The sequence below is a fragment of the Arachidicoccus ginsenosidivorans genome (assembly GCF_007971385.1).
Lineage (GTDB): Bacteria > Bacteroidota > Bacteroidia > Chitinophagales > Chitinophagaceae > Arachidicoccus > Arachidicoccus ginsenosidivorans.
This window is the reverse complement of record NZ_CP042434.1, coordinates 3,679,072-3,698,941: the sequence shown is the minus strand read 5'-3', so window position 1 is coordinate 3,698,941 and position 19,870 is coordinate 3,679,072. Positions and strand designations below refer to the sequence as shown.

General features: G+C 41.1%; 17 protein-coding genes. 5 read left to right on the top strand and 12 right to left on the bottom strand.

From position 1 onward, the window contains the following. Positions 1 to 23 precede the first annotated feature (23 nt). From FSB73_RS14790 to FSB73_RS25195, 6 genes are all read right to left on the bottom strand, one after another. Positions 24 to 1,487 (bottom strand): MFS transporter, encoded by a 1,464-nt coding sequence (locus FSB73_RS14790; protein WP_146783770.1) that lies wholly within the window; start codon positions 1,485 to 1,487, stop codon positions 24 to 26. 65 nt (positions 1,488 to 1,552) lie between these two features. Further along, a complete protein-coding gene (gene radA, locus FSB73_RS14785; protein ID WP_146783767.1) occupies positions 1,553 to 2,977 on the bottom strand; it encodes a DNA repair protein RadA in 1,425 nt (474 codons plus the stop codon). A gap of 566 nt (positions 2,978 to 3,543) precedes the next feature. Next, the gene (locus FSB73_RS14780; RefSeq protein ID WP_225974049.1) at positions 3,544 to 4,605 is read right to left on the bottom strand and encodes an N-acetylmuramoyl-L-alanine amidase; all 1,062 of its coding nucleotides are present in this window, start codon (positions 4,603 to 4,605) and stop codon (positions 3,544 to 3,546) included. Between the two features lie 55 nt (positions 4,606 to 4,660). Further along, entirely contained in the window at positions 4,661 to 5,572 is a 912-nt protein-coding gene (locus FSB73_RS14775; protein ID WP_146783764.1) for an MBL fold metallo-hydrolase, read from the bottom strand. 128 nt (positions 5,573 to 5,700) lie between these two features. Further along, the gene (locus tag FSB73_RS25200) at positions 5,701 to 6,426 is read right to left on the bottom strand and encodes a (Fe-S)-binding protein (RefSeq protein ID WP_225974048.1); all 726 of its coding nucleotides are present in this window, start codon (positions 6,424 to 6,426) and stop codon (positions 5,701 to 5,703) included. A 32-nt stretch (positions 6,427 to 6,458) separates the two neighbouring features. Next, on the bottom strand, positions 6,459 to 7,028 hold the full coding sequence (locus FSB73_RS25195; protein WP_225974047.1) for a hypothetical protein: 570 nt from the start codon (positions 7,026 to 7,028) through the stop codon (positions 6,459 to 6,461). 161 nt (positions 7,029 to 7,189) lie between these two features. Between FSB73_RS25195 and FSB73_RS14765 the strand changes: the two genes are divergently transcribed. The 5 genes from FSB73_RS14765 to FSB73_RS14750 all read left to right on the top strand — a co-directional run bounded on the left by FSB73_RS14765 (position 7,190) and on the right by FSB73_RS14750 (position 10,916). Further along, the gene (locus tag FSB73_RS14765; RefSeq protein WP_146783761.1) at positions 7,190 to 7,699 is read left to right on the top strand and encodes a phosphoribosyltransferase family protein; all 510 of its coding nucleotides are present in this window, start codon (positions 7,190 to 7,192) and stop codon (positions 7,697 to 7,699) included. Positions 7,700 to 7,927: 228 nt separating this feature from the next. Continuing rightward, positions 7,928 to 8,548, top strand: a complete 621-nt coding sequence (locus FSB73_RS25190; RefSeq protein ID WP_225974046.1) for a phosphohexomutase domain-containing protein — start codon at positions 7,928 to 7,930, stop codon at positions 8,546 to 8,548. A 41-nt stretch (positions 8,549 to 8,589) separates the two neighbouring features. Continuing rightward, positions 8,590 to 9,687, top strand: a complete 1,098-nt coding sequence (locus tag FSB73_RS25185; protein WP_225974045.1) for a phospho-sugar mutase — start codon at positions 8,590 to 8,592, stop codon at positions 9,685 to 9,687. Positions 9,688 to 9,768: 81 nt separating this feature from the next. After that, positions 9,769 to 10,554, top strand: coding sequence for a HipA family kinase (locus FSB73_RS14755; RefSeq protein WP_146783758.1), 786 nt, complete (start codon positions 9,769 to 9,771; stop codon positions 10,552 to 10,554). Positions 10,555 to 10,613: 59 nt separating this feature from the next. Next, entirely contained in the window at positions 10,614 to 10,916 is a 303-nt protein-coding gene (locus tag FSB73_RS14750) for a DUF3037 domain-containing protein (RefSeq protein ID WP_146783755.1), read from the top strand. Between the two features lie 206 nt (positions 10,917 to 11,122). Here the strand turns inward: FSB73_RS14750 and FSB73_RS14745 are convergent, their stop codons facing one another. The 6 genes from FSB73_RS14745 to FSB73_RS14720 form a co-directional block, all read right to left on the bottom strand. Further along, positions 11,123 to 11,497, bottom strand: a complete 375-nt coding sequence (locus FSB73_RS14745; RefSeq protein ID WP_146783752.1) for a T9SS type A sorting domain-containing protein — start codon at positions 11,495 to 11,497, stop codon at positions 11,123 to 11,125. Beyond that, complete coding sequence (locus FSB73_RS14740; RefSeq protein WP_146783749.1) at positions 11,461 to 13,134, bottom strand: hypothetical protein; 1,674 nt, start codon at positions 13,132 to 13,134, stop codon at positions 11,461 to 11,463. Before FSB73_RS14740 ends, FSB73_RS14745 begins: the two co-directional genes overlap by 37 nt. A gap of 134 nt (positions 13,135 to 13,268) precedes the next feature. Next, positions 13,269 to 13,772 (bottom strand): hypothetical protein, encoded by a 504-nt coding sequence (locus FSB73_RS14735; protein WP_158639568.1) that lies wholly within the window; start codon positions 13,770 to 13,772, stop codon positions 13,269 to 13,271. After that, positions 13,769 to 16,168, bottom strand: a complete 2,400-nt coding sequence (porU2, locus tag FSB73_RS14730) for a putative type IX secretion system sortase PorU2 (protein WP_146783744.1) — start codon at positions 16,166 to 16,168, stop codon at positions 13,769 to 13,771. The genes FSB73_RS14735 and porU2 overlap by 4 nt, the downstream gene beginning before the upstream one ends. 393 nt (positions 16,169 to 16,561) lie before the next feature. After that, the gene (locus FSB73_RS14725) at positions 16,562 to 18,409 is read right to left on the bottom strand and encodes a M1 family metallopeptidase (RefSeq protein WP_146783741.1); all 1,848 of its coding nucleotides are present in this window, start codon (positions 18,407 to 18,409) and stop codon (positions 16,562 to 16,564) included. Between the two features lie 96 nt (positions 18,410 to 18,505). After that, positions 18,506 to 19,861: a glycoside hydrolase family 10 protein gene (locus FSB73_RS14720; RefSeq protein WP_394344794.1), complete on the bottom strand. Its 1,356-nt coding sequence runs from the start codon at positions 19,859 to 19,861 to the stop codon at positions 18,506 to 18,508. Between the last annotated feature and the right edge of the window lie 9 nt (positions 19,862 to 19,870).

The following is a 19,870-nucleotide window of genomic DNA, read 5'->3' as shown; positions in this document are numbered from 1 at the left end:
GTAAATTCAGATTCCGTGCAAAGTTAATGCCCGCCGCTGACTTTTACGTCATAATCGATACCCTGACTTGCTAATATTTTTTTAACTCTCCAGGCATAAAAGGCCAGATAAGCGAAACAACAAACTGGAATAAAATAGCTGAATTGAATGCCAAGTAGTTTAGGAGAGGCTAAGAATCCTTGGAAAAGACTCATCACACCGCCCCCCATGATCATCATAATCAACAAACTAGAGCCTTTATTGGTATATTTACCAAGGCCTGCAATCGCCAGGGTAAAGATACAAGGCCATAAAGTGGAGCAGAAAAGCCCGACACTGATAAAGGCATAAACACTCACCATGCCATCAGAGAAAATACCGATGAGCAGCGCAGTAATACCCATAAAAGCAAAAATCAGTAATTGTCTGGCCGGATTACCTTTACTCAGGAAATCACAGATAATCAACCCAAGGATGATGATTACATAAATATAAAAAGGTGTTACGTCATGCTGGGCGATCTTATTGACCAGCAAAAATACCCCAAAGGCAATATAAGGCATCAGTACTCTTAGCACACCTTTAGCGCCTTGAGAAATATCAAAAGCGCCGATAGAACCCGTCCAACGACCAATCATAAGGCTCGCCCAATAAAGGGAAACAAAAGGGGCGATATTTTCAGTGGCGGTTCCTAAATGCTCTTTCATGAACTCAGGCAGATTGGACGCTGTGGATACCTCCACCCCTACATACAAAAACAGCGCAATCATACCCAAAACTAATTGAGGGTATTTAAATACGCTGGATCTGTGTAATACTTTATTGTCATCTAGCGCTTCTTCCTCAGCGATCGCCTCTAGATTGATCTTATTGGGGACTTTGGAAAATTTAAAGATAATGGCTACCAGAATAAAGGCAGCGCCCAGTACCAGATAAGGGATTTTGATACTGCTGATCGAAGCGTGGGAATGATCACCTGTTACAGAACCAAAAATCGCAAAACTAACAATCAATGGCCCGATCGTCGTACCAAAGTTATTGATACCACCTGCCAGACTCAAACGTTGGGAACCCGTTTTAGGATCGCCCATAATGACCGCCAGTGGGTTGGCGGCAATTTGTTGCAATGCAAAACCCAGCCCTACGATAAACAGGCCAGAGATAAACAGTAAAAAAGAAGAGGTCTGTGCTGCTGGGAAAAATAGCAGGGTACCAGCAGCTGAGATAATCAGCCCGATAGAAATCCCATTTTTATAGCCCATATCCTGTAACAAGTCTCTTTTTCTGGTTTCGCTGACAATCATAAAAATGATTGAGCCTACGGTATAGGCAAAATAAAAAGCGAAGGAAACCAGCTGACTGTAGGCCTGTGAGAGGTGCAGATTCTCTTTAAACACAGGAATCAGGATATCATTACTGGCGGCCACAAAGCCCCAGAAAAAGAAAACAATGATCAGGGTCCCGAACTGGCCCCATTGTGTTTTCTGCACGGTTTGGTTGTTTTGCATGAATAAATTTTAAAGTTTTGTATAATGAGGAGGCTAAAATACTATAAGTTTTTAATTTTATTCGATTAATCTCTAAATAGCAGATCGTAAAGCTCTTCTACCTTACCCAGTGCCGTCACCTTAATGCCTTTTGCCTCGGCCGCAAATCCCTTCTTATTATATTTAGAGACAATAATCTGATCAAATCCAAGTTTCTCGGCCTCGGCCACCCGTTGCTCAATCCGGTTGACCGCCCGGATTTCCCCATTGAGGCCAACCTCGCCGGCAAAACAGATGGTAGGCGGCAGGGGCTTATCTTCGTAGGAAGACAGCAAGGCAGAGATCACCGCCAGGTCAATGGAAGAGTCTTCAACCTTTAGACCACCGGCAATATTGATAAAAACATCTTTCATTCCGAATAAAAATCCACCTCTTTTTTCCAAAACAGCCAGTAAGAGTTGTAATCTTCTCAGATCAAAACCGCTTACCGTTCTTTGTGGGGTGCCGTAAACGCTTTGGGTAACCAGTGCCTGCACCTCCATCAGCAAAGGGCGCATGCCTTCCATGCTGGCGGCAATGGCACTGCCACTTAACTCCTCTGTCTTCTGGGTAATTAAAATCTCTGATGGATTACTGACTGCCCGCATACCTGTGGAGGTCATTTCATAGATGCCCAGCTCAGCCGTTGAGCCAAACCGGTTCTTTAAGGTTCTAAGTATCCGGTAGGCATAATGCCTGTCTCCTTCAAACTGCAGCACCGTATCGACCATGTGCTCCAGAATCTTGGGCCCTGCAATACTGCCGTCCTTGGTGATATGCCCGATTAAAAACACCGGCGTACCGGTCTCTTTAGCAAACCTTTGAAACTCAGCGGCGCATTCTCTGATCTGCGAGACGGAGCCCGGTGAGGATTCTATAATATTGGATTGCAATGTCTGTATGGAATCTACAATCAGTACCTGGGGTCTTAATTTACGGATTTCCTTAAAAATCTCCTGGGTCACTGTTTCTGTAAGTAAGTAAAACTGATCATTGCTCGCATCAATACGGGCAGCCCGCATTTTAATCTGCTGCTCGCTCTCTTCACCGCTGATATATAAAACGCGGTGTTTTTGCAAGGCCAGACCCGCCTGCAAAAACAAGGTACTTTTACCAATACCTGGTTCGCCGGCAACCAGTACAATGGACCCCGGCACGATCCCACCACCAAGCACCCGGTTAATTTCCGGATCGCTGGTCTGTATCCGAACTTCTTTTTGGGTCTGAATCTGATCTAATGTGACAATACGCGTTTGGCGATTTTTGGGTGTAATGCCCGTACCGACCTCACCATTTGCGCTATCTGGCGCCGGGTGGTAATCTCCCCATGTAGCTTGAGACGGCTGGGCGCCTGTCTGGATTACTTCTTCCACAAACGTATTCCAACTACTACAACTGGGACATTTACCCAGCCATTTGGGGCTTTCATAGCCACAATTATTACAAAAAAAGGCTTTTTTAATTTTCGCCATAAATATATTCAGTCAGAATAGAACCATAATGCACGGGGAATTGCCATACGCATTAAGGTTCTTCGCTTACTTTTTTTAAGATCGCTTAAATAATTCCTATCATTTTCTAGCTACCACCTAGGCCGCTGATAAATAATAAGCCATCACAGACTGCCTGCTAATTTCTTATTATCTATTAAAATGCCGCCTACCTATTATAATACAGCCCCTAAAAATAAGCCTGTCAAAAATAAGGGCAATCCCCAATTTTTACCTAACCAACGGGCCGATTAACAAGCACCTTAACAAGTTATTACCCCCGAAGCGATGGCCCGATGCCTGCTGCTATAACCCTACCAAGAGAAAATCCCCGTCTAACTGCCGGTCTAACATATAGTCACCTAAAGCGTTCATTACCTCTATTTTCTGTTTAACATCCAGCCTTTTTGCGGCGATTTACTTCTGTTAATACCACGGATACCACTAAGCGTTTTATAAAAGCTTTACGACCAGCTTTACAACCAAAAGCTTCTCCTGCAATTTGAGACGCGGCAAAGGCATGGTCAAAGTACCGGTTAAAACTGGACTCAAAGATACTTGGTATACAGCTTATAGAGCACTTTACGTTCCTCTGGAGATAAAACTTTGGCCGTGGATTCCACACCACAAAAATGCCGTCTGAAGGCAATAATGGCCTTACTGACATCGGAAACATCATAGCCAATAATACGCAAGGCCAGATACTCATTAAATTCCTTGGGCACCTGTACACCTGTGGTATCACCATACCAATAACCAAAACCTCTTGCGGCTAGTTTAGCCCATGGAAAATGTACATTCGGGTCATTTTTTCGCACAGGCGCATAATCGCCATGCCCGATAAAATTGGACTGTGGAATGCCAAAGCGCTCTTTGAGCGCCTGCAAAACACTTATCAAAGCATCAATCTGTTTATCCGTAAACGGCTCTATTCCATTGTTATCCAGCTCAATACCAATAGAGCAGGAGTTCATATCTTCAATATTATTCCATTTCCCTTTCCCGGCCTGCCAGGCCCTCAGATAATCATTGAGCATATGCTGGACTTTGCCATCCCGGCTGATTACATAATGCGCACTGACCTGTGTTCGCTCCATGGTAAAGGTGCGTACCGTTTGTTTGAGGGAATTTTGAGAAGTATGATGAATGATCACATACTGTGGTTTGCGCAAATTAAAATTCGTTGTACCTACAAAGGCTTCCGTATAATTAACGTCTTTAATATTTTGAGCAGGTTTTGCCATTATGGTATCGGCATAATCTCTCGATAGTTTATCATAAGTCTGATTGGCAAAAGCCGTATCCACATAATAAGGATCTGCTTTAACAGGTTGGGGTAGTTTTGCGACCGTATTACGGTCACTACTCGCCTTATCCCTGGCCGTCTTTGCGTGTTTGGACTTGCTTTTGGATTTTTTTGATTTTTTGCCCAGTTCGACCGGTTTGTTTCGGCTCCCTTCAGCGCTGGCCCCGCCACTCATAGCCATGTCCCGCTCTGCTTTGAGCCGGTCAATCCTTCCGGGAACGGTCCCCCTGGAACAGCTTGAAAAACATAGAAACACCAGGCTTGTGGCGAGTGTAAAGAGGTTGTACTTTCTTGTCATCATCATAATCTTCTCAGGGCTTAAAGGTTTGCTAAATGCACTTATCAGGGTGCGATTTTCCTTATTTATGACTTATAAACGCATCCAAAGTAAAGATTTCATGGGGAACCACCTTGCCTTTTTCATTAATTTTAACGGTACAACACTGATTTACAGCATCATGTTCAAAATATATTATATATTGCTCCTCGATGGCTTTTTTCAAAAACGCCTCTTTTTCCGCCATAGCAAGTAAGGGAAATACATCAAAACTGGCAATATAAGGTAATGGGAAATGTCCGATGGTTGGTATCAGATCAGTGACATAGACCAATGTCCTATCCCCTATCTTTATATAAGGTACCATCATCCCCCGGGTATGTCCACCCACCACCTGATAACTGATATGCTGCGTGAAAGGCAACAACCCATCACTCCATAAATAGTCGGGATCCCATAAGTTATCCTGCTCAGCTATAGTCATCGTCGGCAGAAACTTTAGTTTGCCACTTTTTTCAAGTGGCAATAAATTCTCGGATAAAAACGAGGCCTTTTCCCGGGCATTAGGCGTTACCGCCCACTCCCAGTGGAGTTTATTGGACCAATAAATTGCATTGGGAAATGCAGGTTTAAAATTACCTGTCTTGGCATCTTTAATGATAGCGCCGCCTACATGATCAAAATGCAAGTGGGTCAAAAATACATCCGTAATGTCTTCTCTCTTATATCCTCTTTTTTCCAGGGAACGGTCCAGATTATCTGGTCCATGCAGCTCATATCTGCTAAAAAACTTTTCATCCTGCTTATTACCAATACCAGTGTCTATCAAAATCAAGCGGTTGCCTTCCTTAATCAAAAGTAACCGCATCGCCAGATCGCACATATTCCGCTCATCGGCTGGCAGGACTTTTTCCCAAAGTACCTTGGGCACAACGCCAAACATGGCCCCTCCGTCCAGTTTAAATAAATCCGTATCTATACTGTAAATCTCCATAATTGCTATGCGCGGGTTTAAAGGTTACAGGTACCACATACAATATTGTATAAAATCGAAAAATATTGTTTGATTTATTATCTTCCTGTACCCTTATAGTAATGACTGCCTTTGTTTTTCCTGGTCGCTTAAGCTTCCGCCATCCATTTGTCTCTATCATCGGGAGAAAACTGCCAGGGCGCAAAGTTGTTTTCAATATTTTGGAACATGGAGTTCCACTCAGCCGGGGCTTTGCTTTCTTCCATCACCAGGAAACGGCGCATTTGCAATATGATATCCAGTGGTGAAATACTGACCGGACACTCCTGCACACACGCATTACAGGTAGTACAAGCGTTCAATTCTTCGACCGTTATATAATCATATAGCAGGCTTTTGCCGTCTGGCTCAAAGGCCTTATTTTTTTGAATATTTTTACCTACTTCCTCTACCCTGTCCCGGGTTTTCATCATAATCAGCCTGGGACTCAGGGCCTTGCCTGTGCTGGACGCAGGGCATGCCGCCGTACAACGGCCGCATTCTGTGCAGCTATAGGCATCCATCAGGTTCTTCCAGTTCAGATCAAAAATATCTTTAGCCCCAAATGGTGCCGGAGCTGCTGGCTCTTGGCCCTCAGGTAAGGGCGCAGCCGCGGCTGCACTTTCTGGTTCCATGGCCATTAAGACTTCCCGCTGGATATCGGCCATATTTTCCATCTCGCCCATGGGCTCCAGGTTGGCATAATAGGCATTAGGGAAGGCCAGGATAATATGTAAGTGCTTAGAATAAGGTAAATAGTTCATAAATGCCAAAATACCAATAATATGCAACCACCAGGCTGTCCGCTCAATTGCAATTAAGGTACTGCTATTCATCCCATTAAATATCCCGTGCAAGCCTCCTGAGATCAGAAAATGGGTAGCCGGGGTGTTGACATACTCGCCAACCCTCTTGCAGCCAGGATCGTGTCACAGCAATTCATGATCAAAAAAAGGGACATCAGGGTAATCTCTGCAATCAGGATATAATTGGCGTCGTCATGTGGCCATCCATTAAGATCAGTGGACACTAGTCTTTTTACTTTAACCAGGTTTCTGCGGATAAGGAAAATGGCACAACCGATCAGTACTAGGAGTGCCAGGACCTCAAAGGCATTAATCAAAAAGACATACAGACCGCCAATGCCGGCAAATAAGCGGTGATAGCCTAAAAGGCCGTCCAGGATAATTTCCAGGATCTCTATATTGATAATAATAAAGCCGACATAGACGAATAAATGCAGTATCGCTACTAGGGGATTGCGGAACATTTTCTTTTGCCCGAGTGCCAGTAACAGGACATTTTTAATACGTGCTGATTTATGGTCCGTTATCTTTTTATCTCGACCCAGATTAATATTTCTTTTTATTTGTCTGCATTTTTTTGTAAACTGCCATATGGCCACCGTAAACAACACTACAAACAAAAATTGAGACACAATATGCATACATTTTCGAGTTGATGCGCTAAGATAACCATATTTATGAATGTTATAGCAGATTATAACCGATATATCCATAATTTTAGGCCTCTAAACAATCAAGAAAAAAGCCGACCTTTAAAAATAACATTCAAGGTCATTTATTTATACGTATTATTATGGCAAAAGATTCAATATTAAGCAAAAGCTCCGCCCGGGAAAAATTACACCGGATGGCGCTTCAGATTGCTGAAAATTTAAGTGATGAAAACCAGCAACTCATATTGATTGGTGTGGCGCAAAACGGAACAGCCATGGCCCATCAATTAAAAGGTTTTCTAAAACAGTATATTGATAGTGACATACAAATACTGACAGTCAGTCTGGACAAAATAAATCCTGACGAGGTCACCCTTTCTGCTAGTCAGGATTTTAATGACAAGAGTGTAATTATTATTGATGATGTCAGCAACTCTGGCAAGACTTTACTCTATGCCACCAAACCCTTGCTAGCCTACCGGCCACGGCGCATACAAACACTTGTTATGATTGAGCGTATGCACCGGCAATTCCCAATTAAACCTGATTATATTGGTCTTAGTTTGGCAACTACTGGTGAGGATCATATCCGGGTAGAGATCCAGGATGGTGAAATAACAGGTGTTATTTTTGATACGATTGGTAAATAAAGCGAAGAAGGCTAAAAAGTAGAAGTAGATAAGCAGCAGTACATAAACAGAAAAAGCGTGATGCATGGAAATTAAACATATTTTGTGTTCGCTTGCGCTTAATCTTTCTTTTCAGGCCCGAATGAAACAAGCTGAAAAAGGACTTAATTATATTGGCGGGTCAGACCAGCATTTTTAAAACAAACAAACATTCGAATACCTTTTAAAACATATTAATAAGAAACAACCATGGCAGAAAATACGCAAAAAGATGCATCGCAGCAAGTAGCGCAGCAGGTCCAGGCTAAAATTGACAGCTGGCTAAATGGTAATTATGACGATCAGACCAAAGCCGAGATCAGAAGATTACAAAAAGAGGATCCGACCGATCTGACTGAAGCCTTTTATAAGGATCTGGAATTTGGTACGGGTGGCCTTAGGGGCATTATGGGTGTGGGTACCAACCGCATGAATAAATACACAGTAGGCATGGCTACCCAGGGTTTTGCCAATTATCTGAATCAGTCCTTTGCCGGAAAGGAGATCAAGGTCGCCATTGCGCATGACCCGCGCAACAACAGCCGTTTTTTTGCTGAAACCGCCGCCGGTGTTTTTGCGGCCAATGGGATCAAAGTATTTTTATTTGATGACCTGCGTCCGACGCCGGAACTGTCCTTTGCCATCCGGTATTTAGGTTGTCAGGGAGGCGTTGTTTGTACCGCCTCACATAACCCCAAAGAATATAACGGTTATAAGGCCTATTGGGATGATGGCGCACAACTGGTCCCTCCTCATGATGTAAATGTCATGGATGAGGTGGCCAAGATCAAAATATTGGAGATGTTAAGTTCACTGGCGGGGAAAACTTAATTGAGATCATCGCCGGCAAAGTAGATGAAGCTTATATCCAGATGGTAAAGGGACTTAGTGTTTATCCAGATGCCATCAGTAGTCAAAAAGATTTAAAGATCGTTTATACGCCAATTCATGGAAGTGGTATTAAGTTAGTACCCGATGTTTTAAAAACCTTTGGTTTTGAAAATGTTCATATCGTAGCGGAACAAAAAACACCGGATGGTAATTTTCCAACTGTCGTGTATCCCAATCCGGAAGAGGCTGAAGCTATGAGTCTGGGGCTTAAACTAGCCAAAGAACTGGATGCAGATATACTTTTGGGCACCGATCCTGATGCGGACAGAGTGGGTATCGGTATTAAAAATCACAAAGGCGATTGGGTGCTGATGAACGGGAATCAAACAGCCGTACTTGCTTTTACCTATGTTATGGAGGCCAGAAGAGCCAAAAAAATTGCCCGTCCGGAGGATATGGTGGTAAAAACCATTGTTACGACAGATATGATCGATAAGATCGCTGCAGATAATCATGTGCATTGTTATAATGTACTGACTGGTTTTAAATGGATCGCTGAAATGATCCGCGAAAAAGCCGGCAAAGAACATTATATCATTGGAGGAGAAGAATCCTTTGGTCTGATGATTGGCGACCAGGTACGTGATAAGGACGCAGTCTCTGCTGTCGCTTTACTCTCTGAAATGGCCGCTTATGAAAAAAATCAGGGCAAGACCTTATATGATAAACTCATTGAGCTGTATATTGAATACGGGTTGTTCTATGAAAAGCTTAAAAGTATTACCCGAAAAGGCATGCGAGGACAGGAAGAAATCGCAGAAATGATGCAAGCTTTCAGGGATAATCCACCTAAATCTTTGAACAATTCTGAAGTAGTACAGTTACTGGATTATCAATTGCAAAAAGGCAAAAACCTGAAAACAGGTGAAAGTTGGGATATAGAATTACCTAAGAGTAACGTACTGCAGTTTATTCTGGCAGACGGTTCAAAAATCTCTGCCCGCCCTTCAGGCACTGAACCTAAAATTAAATTTTACTTTAGTGTTCAGACCGAGCTGGCTTCAAAAGAAGATTTTGACGCTAAATTAGCAGCACTAAACGAAAAAATAGAGGGCATTATTAAAGACCTGGACGTATAGGCCTTAATGGCAAAGTCCATTAAAAGGGACATGTATATGTATATATATGCCTGAAATAGGAGCCTTCATATTTAAATACTTATGATAGAAATCAGAAGCGTGCAAGTCACGCGTTATGTCACGCCATTAAAGGAAGGCGGGTCACTGCCTGCCATCGCTGAGGCGGACGACGGTTTTAGTTATGTCGTGAAATTCCGTGGAGCCGGCCAGGGCATTAAGGCTCTGGTCGCCGAGTTGATCGGTGGCGAACTAGCGCGTGTGCTGGGCTTTAAGGTACCGGAAATTGTCTTTGCCAACCTGGATAGCAGCTTTGGCAGGACCGAGCCTGATGAAGAGATACAGGACCTACTGAAAGCCAGCATCGGTGAGAATCTGGCGTTGCATTATTTGAGTGGCGCCATTACCTATGATCCGGCTGTGACTAAAGTGGATCCCCAGACCGCCTCCAGGCTTGTATGGCTGGATGCCCTGATCACAAATATGGACCGCACCGCCAGAAATGCCAATATGTTGACATGGCGGGGTGAATTATGGTTGATCGATCACGGAGCAGCCCTTTATTTTCATCATAACTGGACCGGGCATGAGACGAGCAAAAAAAGTCCATTTGCGATGATCAAGGATCATATTTTATTGCCACAGGCCTCACAGCTAGAGAAAGCAGACGAGTTCTGCAAAAAACTGATTACCGCAGAAAAACTCTGGGAAATCATCCAGCTGATACCTGATGAATGGCTTCAGGACTATGATCCGGCTTATTCGCCTGAACAGGTAAAAGATATTTACTTTGATTTTATCTGGTACCGGATACAACATTCTGAAATCTTTTTAAAAACAGCCATTGATGCAAGAGCTGCACTTATATGAATATGCCACAATCAGGCTGGTGCCCGTGTTGATAGAGAGGAATTTATTAATGTGGGGTTATTGTATATTGTAAGGCGACCGGCTACCTGGACTGCAAATATCATTTAAATCTTGAGCGCATTCATTGTCTTGCGGTAAATGAGATCAATACAAAAGAAATTACTGCCCATTTGAACTCTTTTGTGGCGATTGCCAGAGGGGAAAAATCTGAACATCCGGTGTCAAAACTTGATCCGGCCTCCAGATTTAGATGGTTGACTGCTATCAGAAGTACCATCATCCAAAGCTCCAGAATACACCCTGGTAGGGCAATGGACCCCAAAAAGGCTTTTCAGGATTTATTTGAGAAGATGGTATTATAATAATAGCGGAGAAATCTAAAGCTTTTTTATCGAAAAAAATAAGAATCAGAAAAACCGTAAAACACTCTTTTACTGTACTTTACAAAGCGAAGGCCCTTAGTTAATTGCAAAACTAAAGGGCCTTCTACATTAGTGGATATCTCAATCACTAATATTTTCCAATTGTCATATATTGTTTCCTGTAATCCATTCTTTTTATTTACGAATTACTTTAGCGTCGGCTTTATGATCCCTTGGAGCACTTGTACCAAATACATGCCAGCTGCCAGATGCGGTGTATTTACAGTAATCTTACCAGCGCTGCCTGGTGTTATGTTTTGTTGTAATATTACTCTGCCTGTCAAATCCATTAATGTTACCTTAATAGGTGTTATTTCTTTGGAGGATAACAATATTTGCAATTTATCCTGGGTAATCGGATTGGGCGCTACGCTAAACGACCAATTGTTCCAGACAGGATGCACTGTTGCAATGATACTGTAATAGCTATACCCTGCTTTATCCACTCCTACAATACGGTAGAATACCGTGGACGGTTGACCTGCTAATGAAGCAATATTATCCAATGCACTATAAGCCAATCATTGGTCCCATCTCCCAGGCTATTTTGCCTTGAAACCTCTTTAAAGGTTTTGCCATCCGAACTTCTCTGGATGATATAGTAATCGCTGTTGATCGCAGTCAACACATGCCATGAGAGGTGCACTGTATAATCTGGCATTAAACTGGCCGAAAATTTACCAAAATCAACCGGAACAGGAGCAGATTTTACAAAGAAACGTTGCGCCAGACTATTATTCTCCAGCGTTTGCTCTAATGGGTTGTTATCCGGATTAAGAGAGACACTCAGTAAATTGCCACCCGCAAGATTAGAAGTGCCTACAGATAATGGACTAAAAGTAGGGTTATCTTTATTGAAGACTGTATAATATCCAGGAATCGTAAAGCCAAGCATTGCGGTATCACCTGGGGCAAGTGGTTTTAAACGGCTTACAGGAATGGTAAATACATTATTACTGGTATCCTTGACAGTTACTGTAGCCTTAATGGAATCACTATAAACCTGATCGCTTACATTTTTAAATGCGATGGCAAAATGATAATCATCTCCAAGGTTCAAGGTATCATGCATTTGCAAGCCGAGATTACCTGCCAGGGCACCTTCAGGGACAGGAGTGTACATTATATGCCAGTATCTTAACTGGTAAGGCGTATAATTTACACTGTCGACATTCCTTAATTTTAACTGCAAATACGGATAAGTAGCCGCATCTATGGAAGAGATATCTACATTTTGTTCAGTTGAACTTAGTGTACGTAATACTGAGGTTGATCCACTAGCGGTTATACCAATTACATCTACGCTCGCATGATCTGTACTAGTAGATTCCTCACTTTTGCCATTCCACTGAATGGAACTCCAACTTTTGGCTGGACCAAATTTGGGAGAAGTTACATAACCGATGGAATCCTTACCAACCAAACTGGTTGAAACCTGTATCTGTTCCAAATAATCCGCTGTTAATTGCTGATAAGGTGTAAAGCTGTTATCTGATTTTTTATATATAAACAAGCCTGCTTTCGCACTAGTAAAATCATCGATGGCTGATAAGCCTTGACCAATAAACTTCTGGTACAGATTATTTACCCCGCTTGCATCACTCTTCCATGTATCTACAAAAGGTATAGAAGTATAAGGCGAAACCACAAATAGTCTTACAATAACATAAGAGCCATCAGGAATCCAATCCATAAATTTTGCAATATTATCCCTATCAGCAGCTGTTTTATACGTAAACTGAAAATTATACTTATTCGTATTGGGATAATTTATAGGATCAACATCAAACGAGTAGGGATGATTCCCACATGATGCCTTAGATCCCATGAATCCGCCTATACTAGTATTGGGCACATTTTGTACTGGGCTTGGGGTAGATTCATTTATATACGGCTGTATTCCATCAGGCGTAAATACATTAAACATCAAAGAATTACCCAATGTTGTGCATTGGAAACTGGAGATCAGCGCGCCATCTTGACGAATAGCAAAATTGCTCCAGCCAGTAGGTATACCAGACCCATAAACACCGTGGGCTATCAAAAATGAATGTAATAATTCATTAAAACGCCACTGCCTACTTACACTATCAATTCCAATACCAGCCATAGTAGACTGGACGTGTTGCCAATAATGACTTTGGCCAATACCGTTCAATTTATCAATTCCTTTACTTGCTATATACTGAAAACTACTATTTGCCCAACGATAATCCTCACCTGTTCCAGGAACAGGACTTACACGCCAGTAATAAACAGTACTATCTTTAAAAGTAATACCGGGATCAAAGCTTATCGCCCCCCGATTGATTTAACTGTTTTGGTAACCAACGACGATGAATTAAACAATTCTGTTGTATCCAATTCCATTATATAGTTACTTTCAGCAGCTAAGGCATCGGATGTTGACCCAACAAGAGTAACATTAGGATTGCGTATGATAGAATACTTATAAGGATAGACTGGTGTTATTCCGTTTGCATAAATATAAATATTTTTTGTTATAGAATTATTAGTTTCACTTAACTCATCATATCTATTATCCCCATCTATAGATACAATAATCTCGTTATTCCCTACTGCTTTATTAGCATCTATTGTAACATCTAAACCAATAGAATCAAGACTTCTGACAGCAGCGATTCTCTTTTCTAACAAAGTTTCAATACTACCACTTGGGAATTTATGCTTAACAGAAACTAAAACAGAATCCCCTATCGCACGTCCAATGTTATATAAATAAGCCTTAACGGAAAACTTTTCAGACGTGATCGAGACGGAACTTGGTATTGTCACCTTATTATCTTCAACAATAAAATCCGGTTTGGGAAAGTTATAAAGGGAAATAGAAGGATCTCCAAAAAATTGGTTTGCTCAGCATGTGCATAGCTTGAAATAGAATCCATTTGTTTAAGATTTGCCAAATTAATCATTCCATTTTGACTATTTTTCATACTTATAGCTATAGGAATTCCATAATTATTTAAACTAATATTCTTATAAAGAATCTTATTATAAGAATCTAAATAAGAAGTCACTCCTAGATAGGTTTCTGCAACAAACCCAACGCTCCCCTTATCTTTCGTAAATAAATACCTTTCAGTAATATTGTTAATGGTTGTCATTCTTCCAGCCATATAACTAAAGCAATCGCCTACATCACAACCACTTGTAAAGAGTAATGGATATTTGTTATTGTTGTTAAATACCGAAGGATCATTTAATTCTCCATAAGCAATTGTAGTACTTGCACCATGCCCAAAATAACTAATCAATCCCAAACCGCTCGCAAACAAATTCTTCAAGCTTATTTCAGACTCGTCGAACACTTGATCCGCAGTAACTTTCCTTAAACGAAACTCATTTGCGCCATACAAACTATCCTTTAATATTGTTTGATAATTGCCCAGATAACTTCCAAATAGATTTTCTTCCGACGAATTTATCCCACCAGAAATAAATACCACATTCTTCTTCCAGCTATTATTTTCTATAGTATGATCATCGCTTTTCTGAGCAGCCTCATACACCTTAACTTTATCCAGATAATTTTTTATTTCCACCGGCTTTACAGCAGATAACCTTCCAATTGCTGTAGCGGCAATGGGTTCTTTATTTTCTGAAGTCAACATAACGTCGGATGCAGGCCAGCCAAATGTTGGAATTAAATTTTGTGCTTGATATAGTGGATCTGACTCATTTGCTCCTTGTAGATTATTAAAGGTTAGTCCGCGCCCTATCAAAAACACAAATTTGGGTGCTGTTGTAAAGTCATGACGAGCAAATTTCAGGAAATTAATGATACTTAGGGGACTAGAATGAACACCAAAGGCAAACATATCTTCAAGATCGTCAATATTATAAATATGGACATTATAATTTCCACCTTCGGGAGACTTTCTATAGCTTGCGTATTGGGTTACATAATCGCCATCACCATATAATGCCTTATTGGAAATTATAAGATAATCTCCCTGTTGATCTGAACTAGTTAAGTCCGGAAAAGATCTTTTTGTTATAGCAGTACTCCCAATAGATGTATAACTGTTACTTGCCTGGCCAACTAAAGCAAAATGGCTCGAATCCATTGCCGGCAGCACAAATTGATAATTTGAACCATTCTGTTCTGCTTGATAGCGTATACCAGTAGTTAAATTATATAAGATTGGCGTACTGCCATTCGCTGCAAAATTGGCAATGTTCAATAAACGGGGACTAGTACTTGCTCCTAGGTCAAAACTAAAAGAACCAGCTCCTCCAAAATTAAAAATACGGGGATAATGTAATTCAACAAAACTAGCATTCACCTTGTCGGTAGTATTACCCGAACCATTGGTTATTGTTACCTTATAACTGCTTCCTATTTCCGCTTTCTTAATTTTAATAACTTTTGATTCAAAATCCCCCAATGGAGCAACAGTGTTTGCGCCATCTGTTCCTTGTATCGTAATGAAACGGTTATTTCCCTGATTCGAAGCTCCAGCAATACCAACTTTAATCTCTCCTTTAATGGCAGCGTCAGCGGTATATCCGTATAAATCCGAGAAGGTCGTGGTTGTGCTTTTTGAACCATTTAGCACTATACCAAAACATTTACCTTTATAATCTGACATATACACATAAGACGTTCCATAAACGGATGCAGCTCCTGCATTAAATGTTGTACCCAGTCCTTTCTGGACAGTATAATAAAAATAGGGCAATGGAGTCATGCTCGCTGCATCAGTAGCTGCTGTATTTACTCCTTTTTTTATTCTTAGATTTTGACTAGAATTCGTGTTGATGGTCAAAAAATAGGACGCACTATCCCCCTCAAAGCTTTTTGCTTTATTAAGCTGATCTTCAGGTTTTTTATATAGAGCTGTATCTACGCCACCGTCATTATGTTCTCCCCAGAATTCAATATAATCCCCGGTGCCTAAAGCACCAGTTACACTGACATAAATTGGTACCTGAACACCATTTCGCCAAAGTTGTAAATTGCTGCCTGTAGCGCCAGAAAGGCCTGCTTCTGTTAGGCTACTACCAGTAATACGATAAAGCCCATCAGTAGCTATTTTGAATTTAAAATAGCTCTTGCCATTGACTATCCATTCATTATTGTATTTCTGCGCATTGACGCCATTTAACATTCCCAATAGCGTCAATAATATCAATAATGCCATTGCTCCTCTACACCATTTCTTACACATAAAAGTTTTTTAAAAAGCATTAGTTCAGCCTAAGCAGTGACACTAGCGCATGACATAACTGTTCACAGCAACACTTTTTGGAGTTTAAAAGACACCTCCATTCAGCTTGTTACTGTTACACAATCCATCAGGCCCTATAAATAAGGAAAATCCTGGCAATGAGCGCCATTTAATAATTTTGCCCTATTGCCGCATGTCCCCAGTTAGTCTAATTCTAGTCATGTTGTTTGTTGGGTTTATACAGAGCAAAATTAAATATTTTTAAACAATCCAAACAACTTTTGAAAGATTTATTCTTAGCACATTTTCAAGCAGTTACGCAAATCAGCTACAAAAAATCCCGTGAAGTAATCATCTCCACGGGATTTTCCATTTTATTGAAGGCTTTGAAAGTTAATTCAGCGTATTATTTAGCCTATCCACATCCGCCATCAAGCCATGAGGGTCAATTTCTATGGACTTAATATCAGTATTTGGTCTGGAAAGCTCTAATTGATAGGTTGGGCTAGTCCATCTCCATTCAGGTGCAAAAATCCAGGGATAATAGTTATTATCAGCTGGCTTGTGCCCATACATCATCCCTAAGGGGATATTATACATTTCCTGTTTACCATCTTTATAGGTAACAAGGACATCTAGTGGCATGGGCATATCTCCTTTGCGGACTAGCTCGACTACTCCATGATTTTGAACGGAGGATACTTTATCAATGGCATAATCGATGGTTTTCGTTGAATATACCCAGTAATTTTTATACCATTCTAACTCCAGCCCACTGACTTTCTCAGCCACCCGGATCATATCATTGGCATTAGGATGCTTAAAGCCCCAGGTATTAAAATAGCGAAGTAAGAAAGCATCCATATTTTTTTTACCAATTATATAGGCCAATTGGTCATAAAAAACAGCGCCTTTTCCATAAGCCGCAGCCCCATAGGCAAAATTGGTATTATAATGATCTGCATGCGTGCTCATCGGTTCTTCTAAACCGCTTTTAGCCAGGTAATAGTAGGACCTGTAACTTGCTTTATACCAAGTACTGTCATGATGTAACCACCCAAAAATACGGGTTTGGAAATATGTTGCCCCTCCTTCATCCATCCAGGGATACAGGCTCTCATTACTTCCAAGTATTCCCTGGTACCAATTGTGCCCAAATTCATGGAGTGCCGTTCCTAGGCTTGGTCCCTTAATCAGGGTAGCCATTGGATATTCCATTCCGCCGTCTCCTCCTTGGATAAATGAATAATTGTGGTATGGATAAGCACCAAATGTTCTTGCGATATACGGATACACATAAGCAACAGAGTCAGCTAATAAATTCCATTTTGTGTCATCGTCAGCTGATTTTCGTTTATAAACAAAATAAAACAATGGACCATCTTCTATTTGCCTTTTGATTAATTTGTATTGATTATCAGCAGCCCACACAAAGTCATGCACACTGTCTGCCTTAAAATGCCAGGTTGTTTTATCCCCAGCCTTTTGAGGTACGCCTTCAGATTTGCCATAACCAAAGCCTACTTCATCTGGATTTTGAACGGTCCCAGTTGCGGCAACCAAATAGTTTTTATCCAGGGTTATATTTACATCATAACTTCCCCATACGCCATAAAATTCCCTGGCGATATAAGGGTTCGCATTCCAGCCCTGATAATCATATTCTACGATCTTAGGATACCATTGACTCATGCTGTAGCGAACGCCCTCCACGTTGTCACGACCACTTCTTCTGATTTGTTCTGGAACCTGCGCTTCAAATTCAATGGCCAGGTCTGTGGACGTATGAGGCAAAATGGGCTTTTTCAAATCTACTTCCAAAATAGTCTCATGGGGGATAAGCTTTTGTTCAACGCCGTCGATTCTCAAAGACTTAACATGCTGATAACCAATTTGAGAACTACTTAATTTAGAGATTCTGTCTCGAACACGAGGGTCCCAGTCCTGTACAGCCTCTCCTTTGCGATTTTTCCCCAGAATAATTTTCCCTAATTCTCTGCTGCGAACATCCATCATGGAGCCAGGCTGAAAAGCATTCCAGTAAAGGTGGATGAATAAACGATTTAATGTATCAGGCGCATTATTCCAATAAGTAATTTTTTCCTTTCCATTGACTATATTGGTGTTGACATCCAGATTTGCATCAATGGTGTATTTCACTTTTTGTTGCCATCTTTCGGGTTGGGCCTGTAAAGCCAGACCATAACCTGCACCCAGTAATAGTAGTAAATATTTTTTCATATTATTTCTGATTAACATATCAATTTTGATTGAAGCTGCTAAATTAAACAATTACTACCAACTGTTCTTATTTGTAGCATGCTTTTTAGATTCCTTTTAATATCCGTTGAATCCTTGCCAGGAACCGTCGCTCTTTTGCTCAAAACGAATAATATTACTTTCTGTACTTTCATTGTTTTCTCTATCCACGCTTGTCACTGAAACATAAAACTTTTTAGTACCTAAGGGAATATTGCTGTAATTAAGCGAAAACTGAAAAAGACTGCCATTATTATTGCCAACAATAATCTGTTCTGGATGCTGGCCAAGTTCCTCAATACTTTTTCCGGTATAGAGTACATACTTATTGACAATCTCTCGCCTAGAGATTTCATCAAGTGCCCCCTGAATGATGGGCATGCGGCCGCTGCCGGCCCAAATTTCTGGTGCATTTGGCGGATTTTTATCAATCCAGGGCATAGGCGGTATTAGTGCTGGTTTGCGATAGTAATTATTTTTAAGACTATCTACAAAGCCATTGGGGTTGGAGTTAAACGATTTATTGCTGAAAAACAGACTGCCTTGGACTTTATTTGGAAATTGACGTAAAAACTTGATCTCATTAGGTAGTTCCTTTGTATCTGACCAACCAGAAACGTCTTTTTCATCAGCATGGTAAACGGCCTGACCAATATAAAGATCTCTGCCATAAGTGTGATTTGCCCACCAATCTAATAGTATCCTAAAGTCTTGGCCGGTTTTTCCTATCTTCCAATAAAGCTGTGGAGCTACATAATCAATCCAACCTTCTTTTAACCAAAGAAGAATATCTGCATAAAGATCATGATAATTGGTCGTTCCACGTGTCTCACTGCCTCCTGGGTCCTGCGATTTATTCTGATAAATACCAAATGGGCTAACGCCAAATTTAACCATCGGCTTTATCTGTAAAATGGCATCATGTACTCGCTTAATCGCCGTATCGCAATTCGCTCTGCGCCAATCAGCAAGGCTGAGTCCATTGCCATATTTTTGGTAGGCGGCATCATCATTAAAATGTTGACTGGTCGGATATGGATAGAAATAATCATCCAAATGAATGCCATCCACATCGTAGCGATGGACGATATCCTTTACCACGCCCACCAGATAATTGACCGTTTCTGGTAATCCTGGATTAAAAATGAGCTGTTTGCCATACCTGACAAACCACTCTGGATGCCTTTTGGTGATATGATTGGCTGCTACAGAGGATTTAGTTACATCGAAGACCATTCTATAAGGATTAATCCACGCATGAAATTCCATCCCCCTTTTATGGGCCTGATCAATCATAAATTTTAGTGGGTCGTAAAAGGGCTGTGGGGCCTGGCCTTGTTTCCCCGTCAAAAATTCACTCCAGGGATCATATTGAGAGGGATAAAAAGCATCTCCTGATGGCCTGACCTGAACGAATACAGCGTTGATTCCCATTGCCTTATC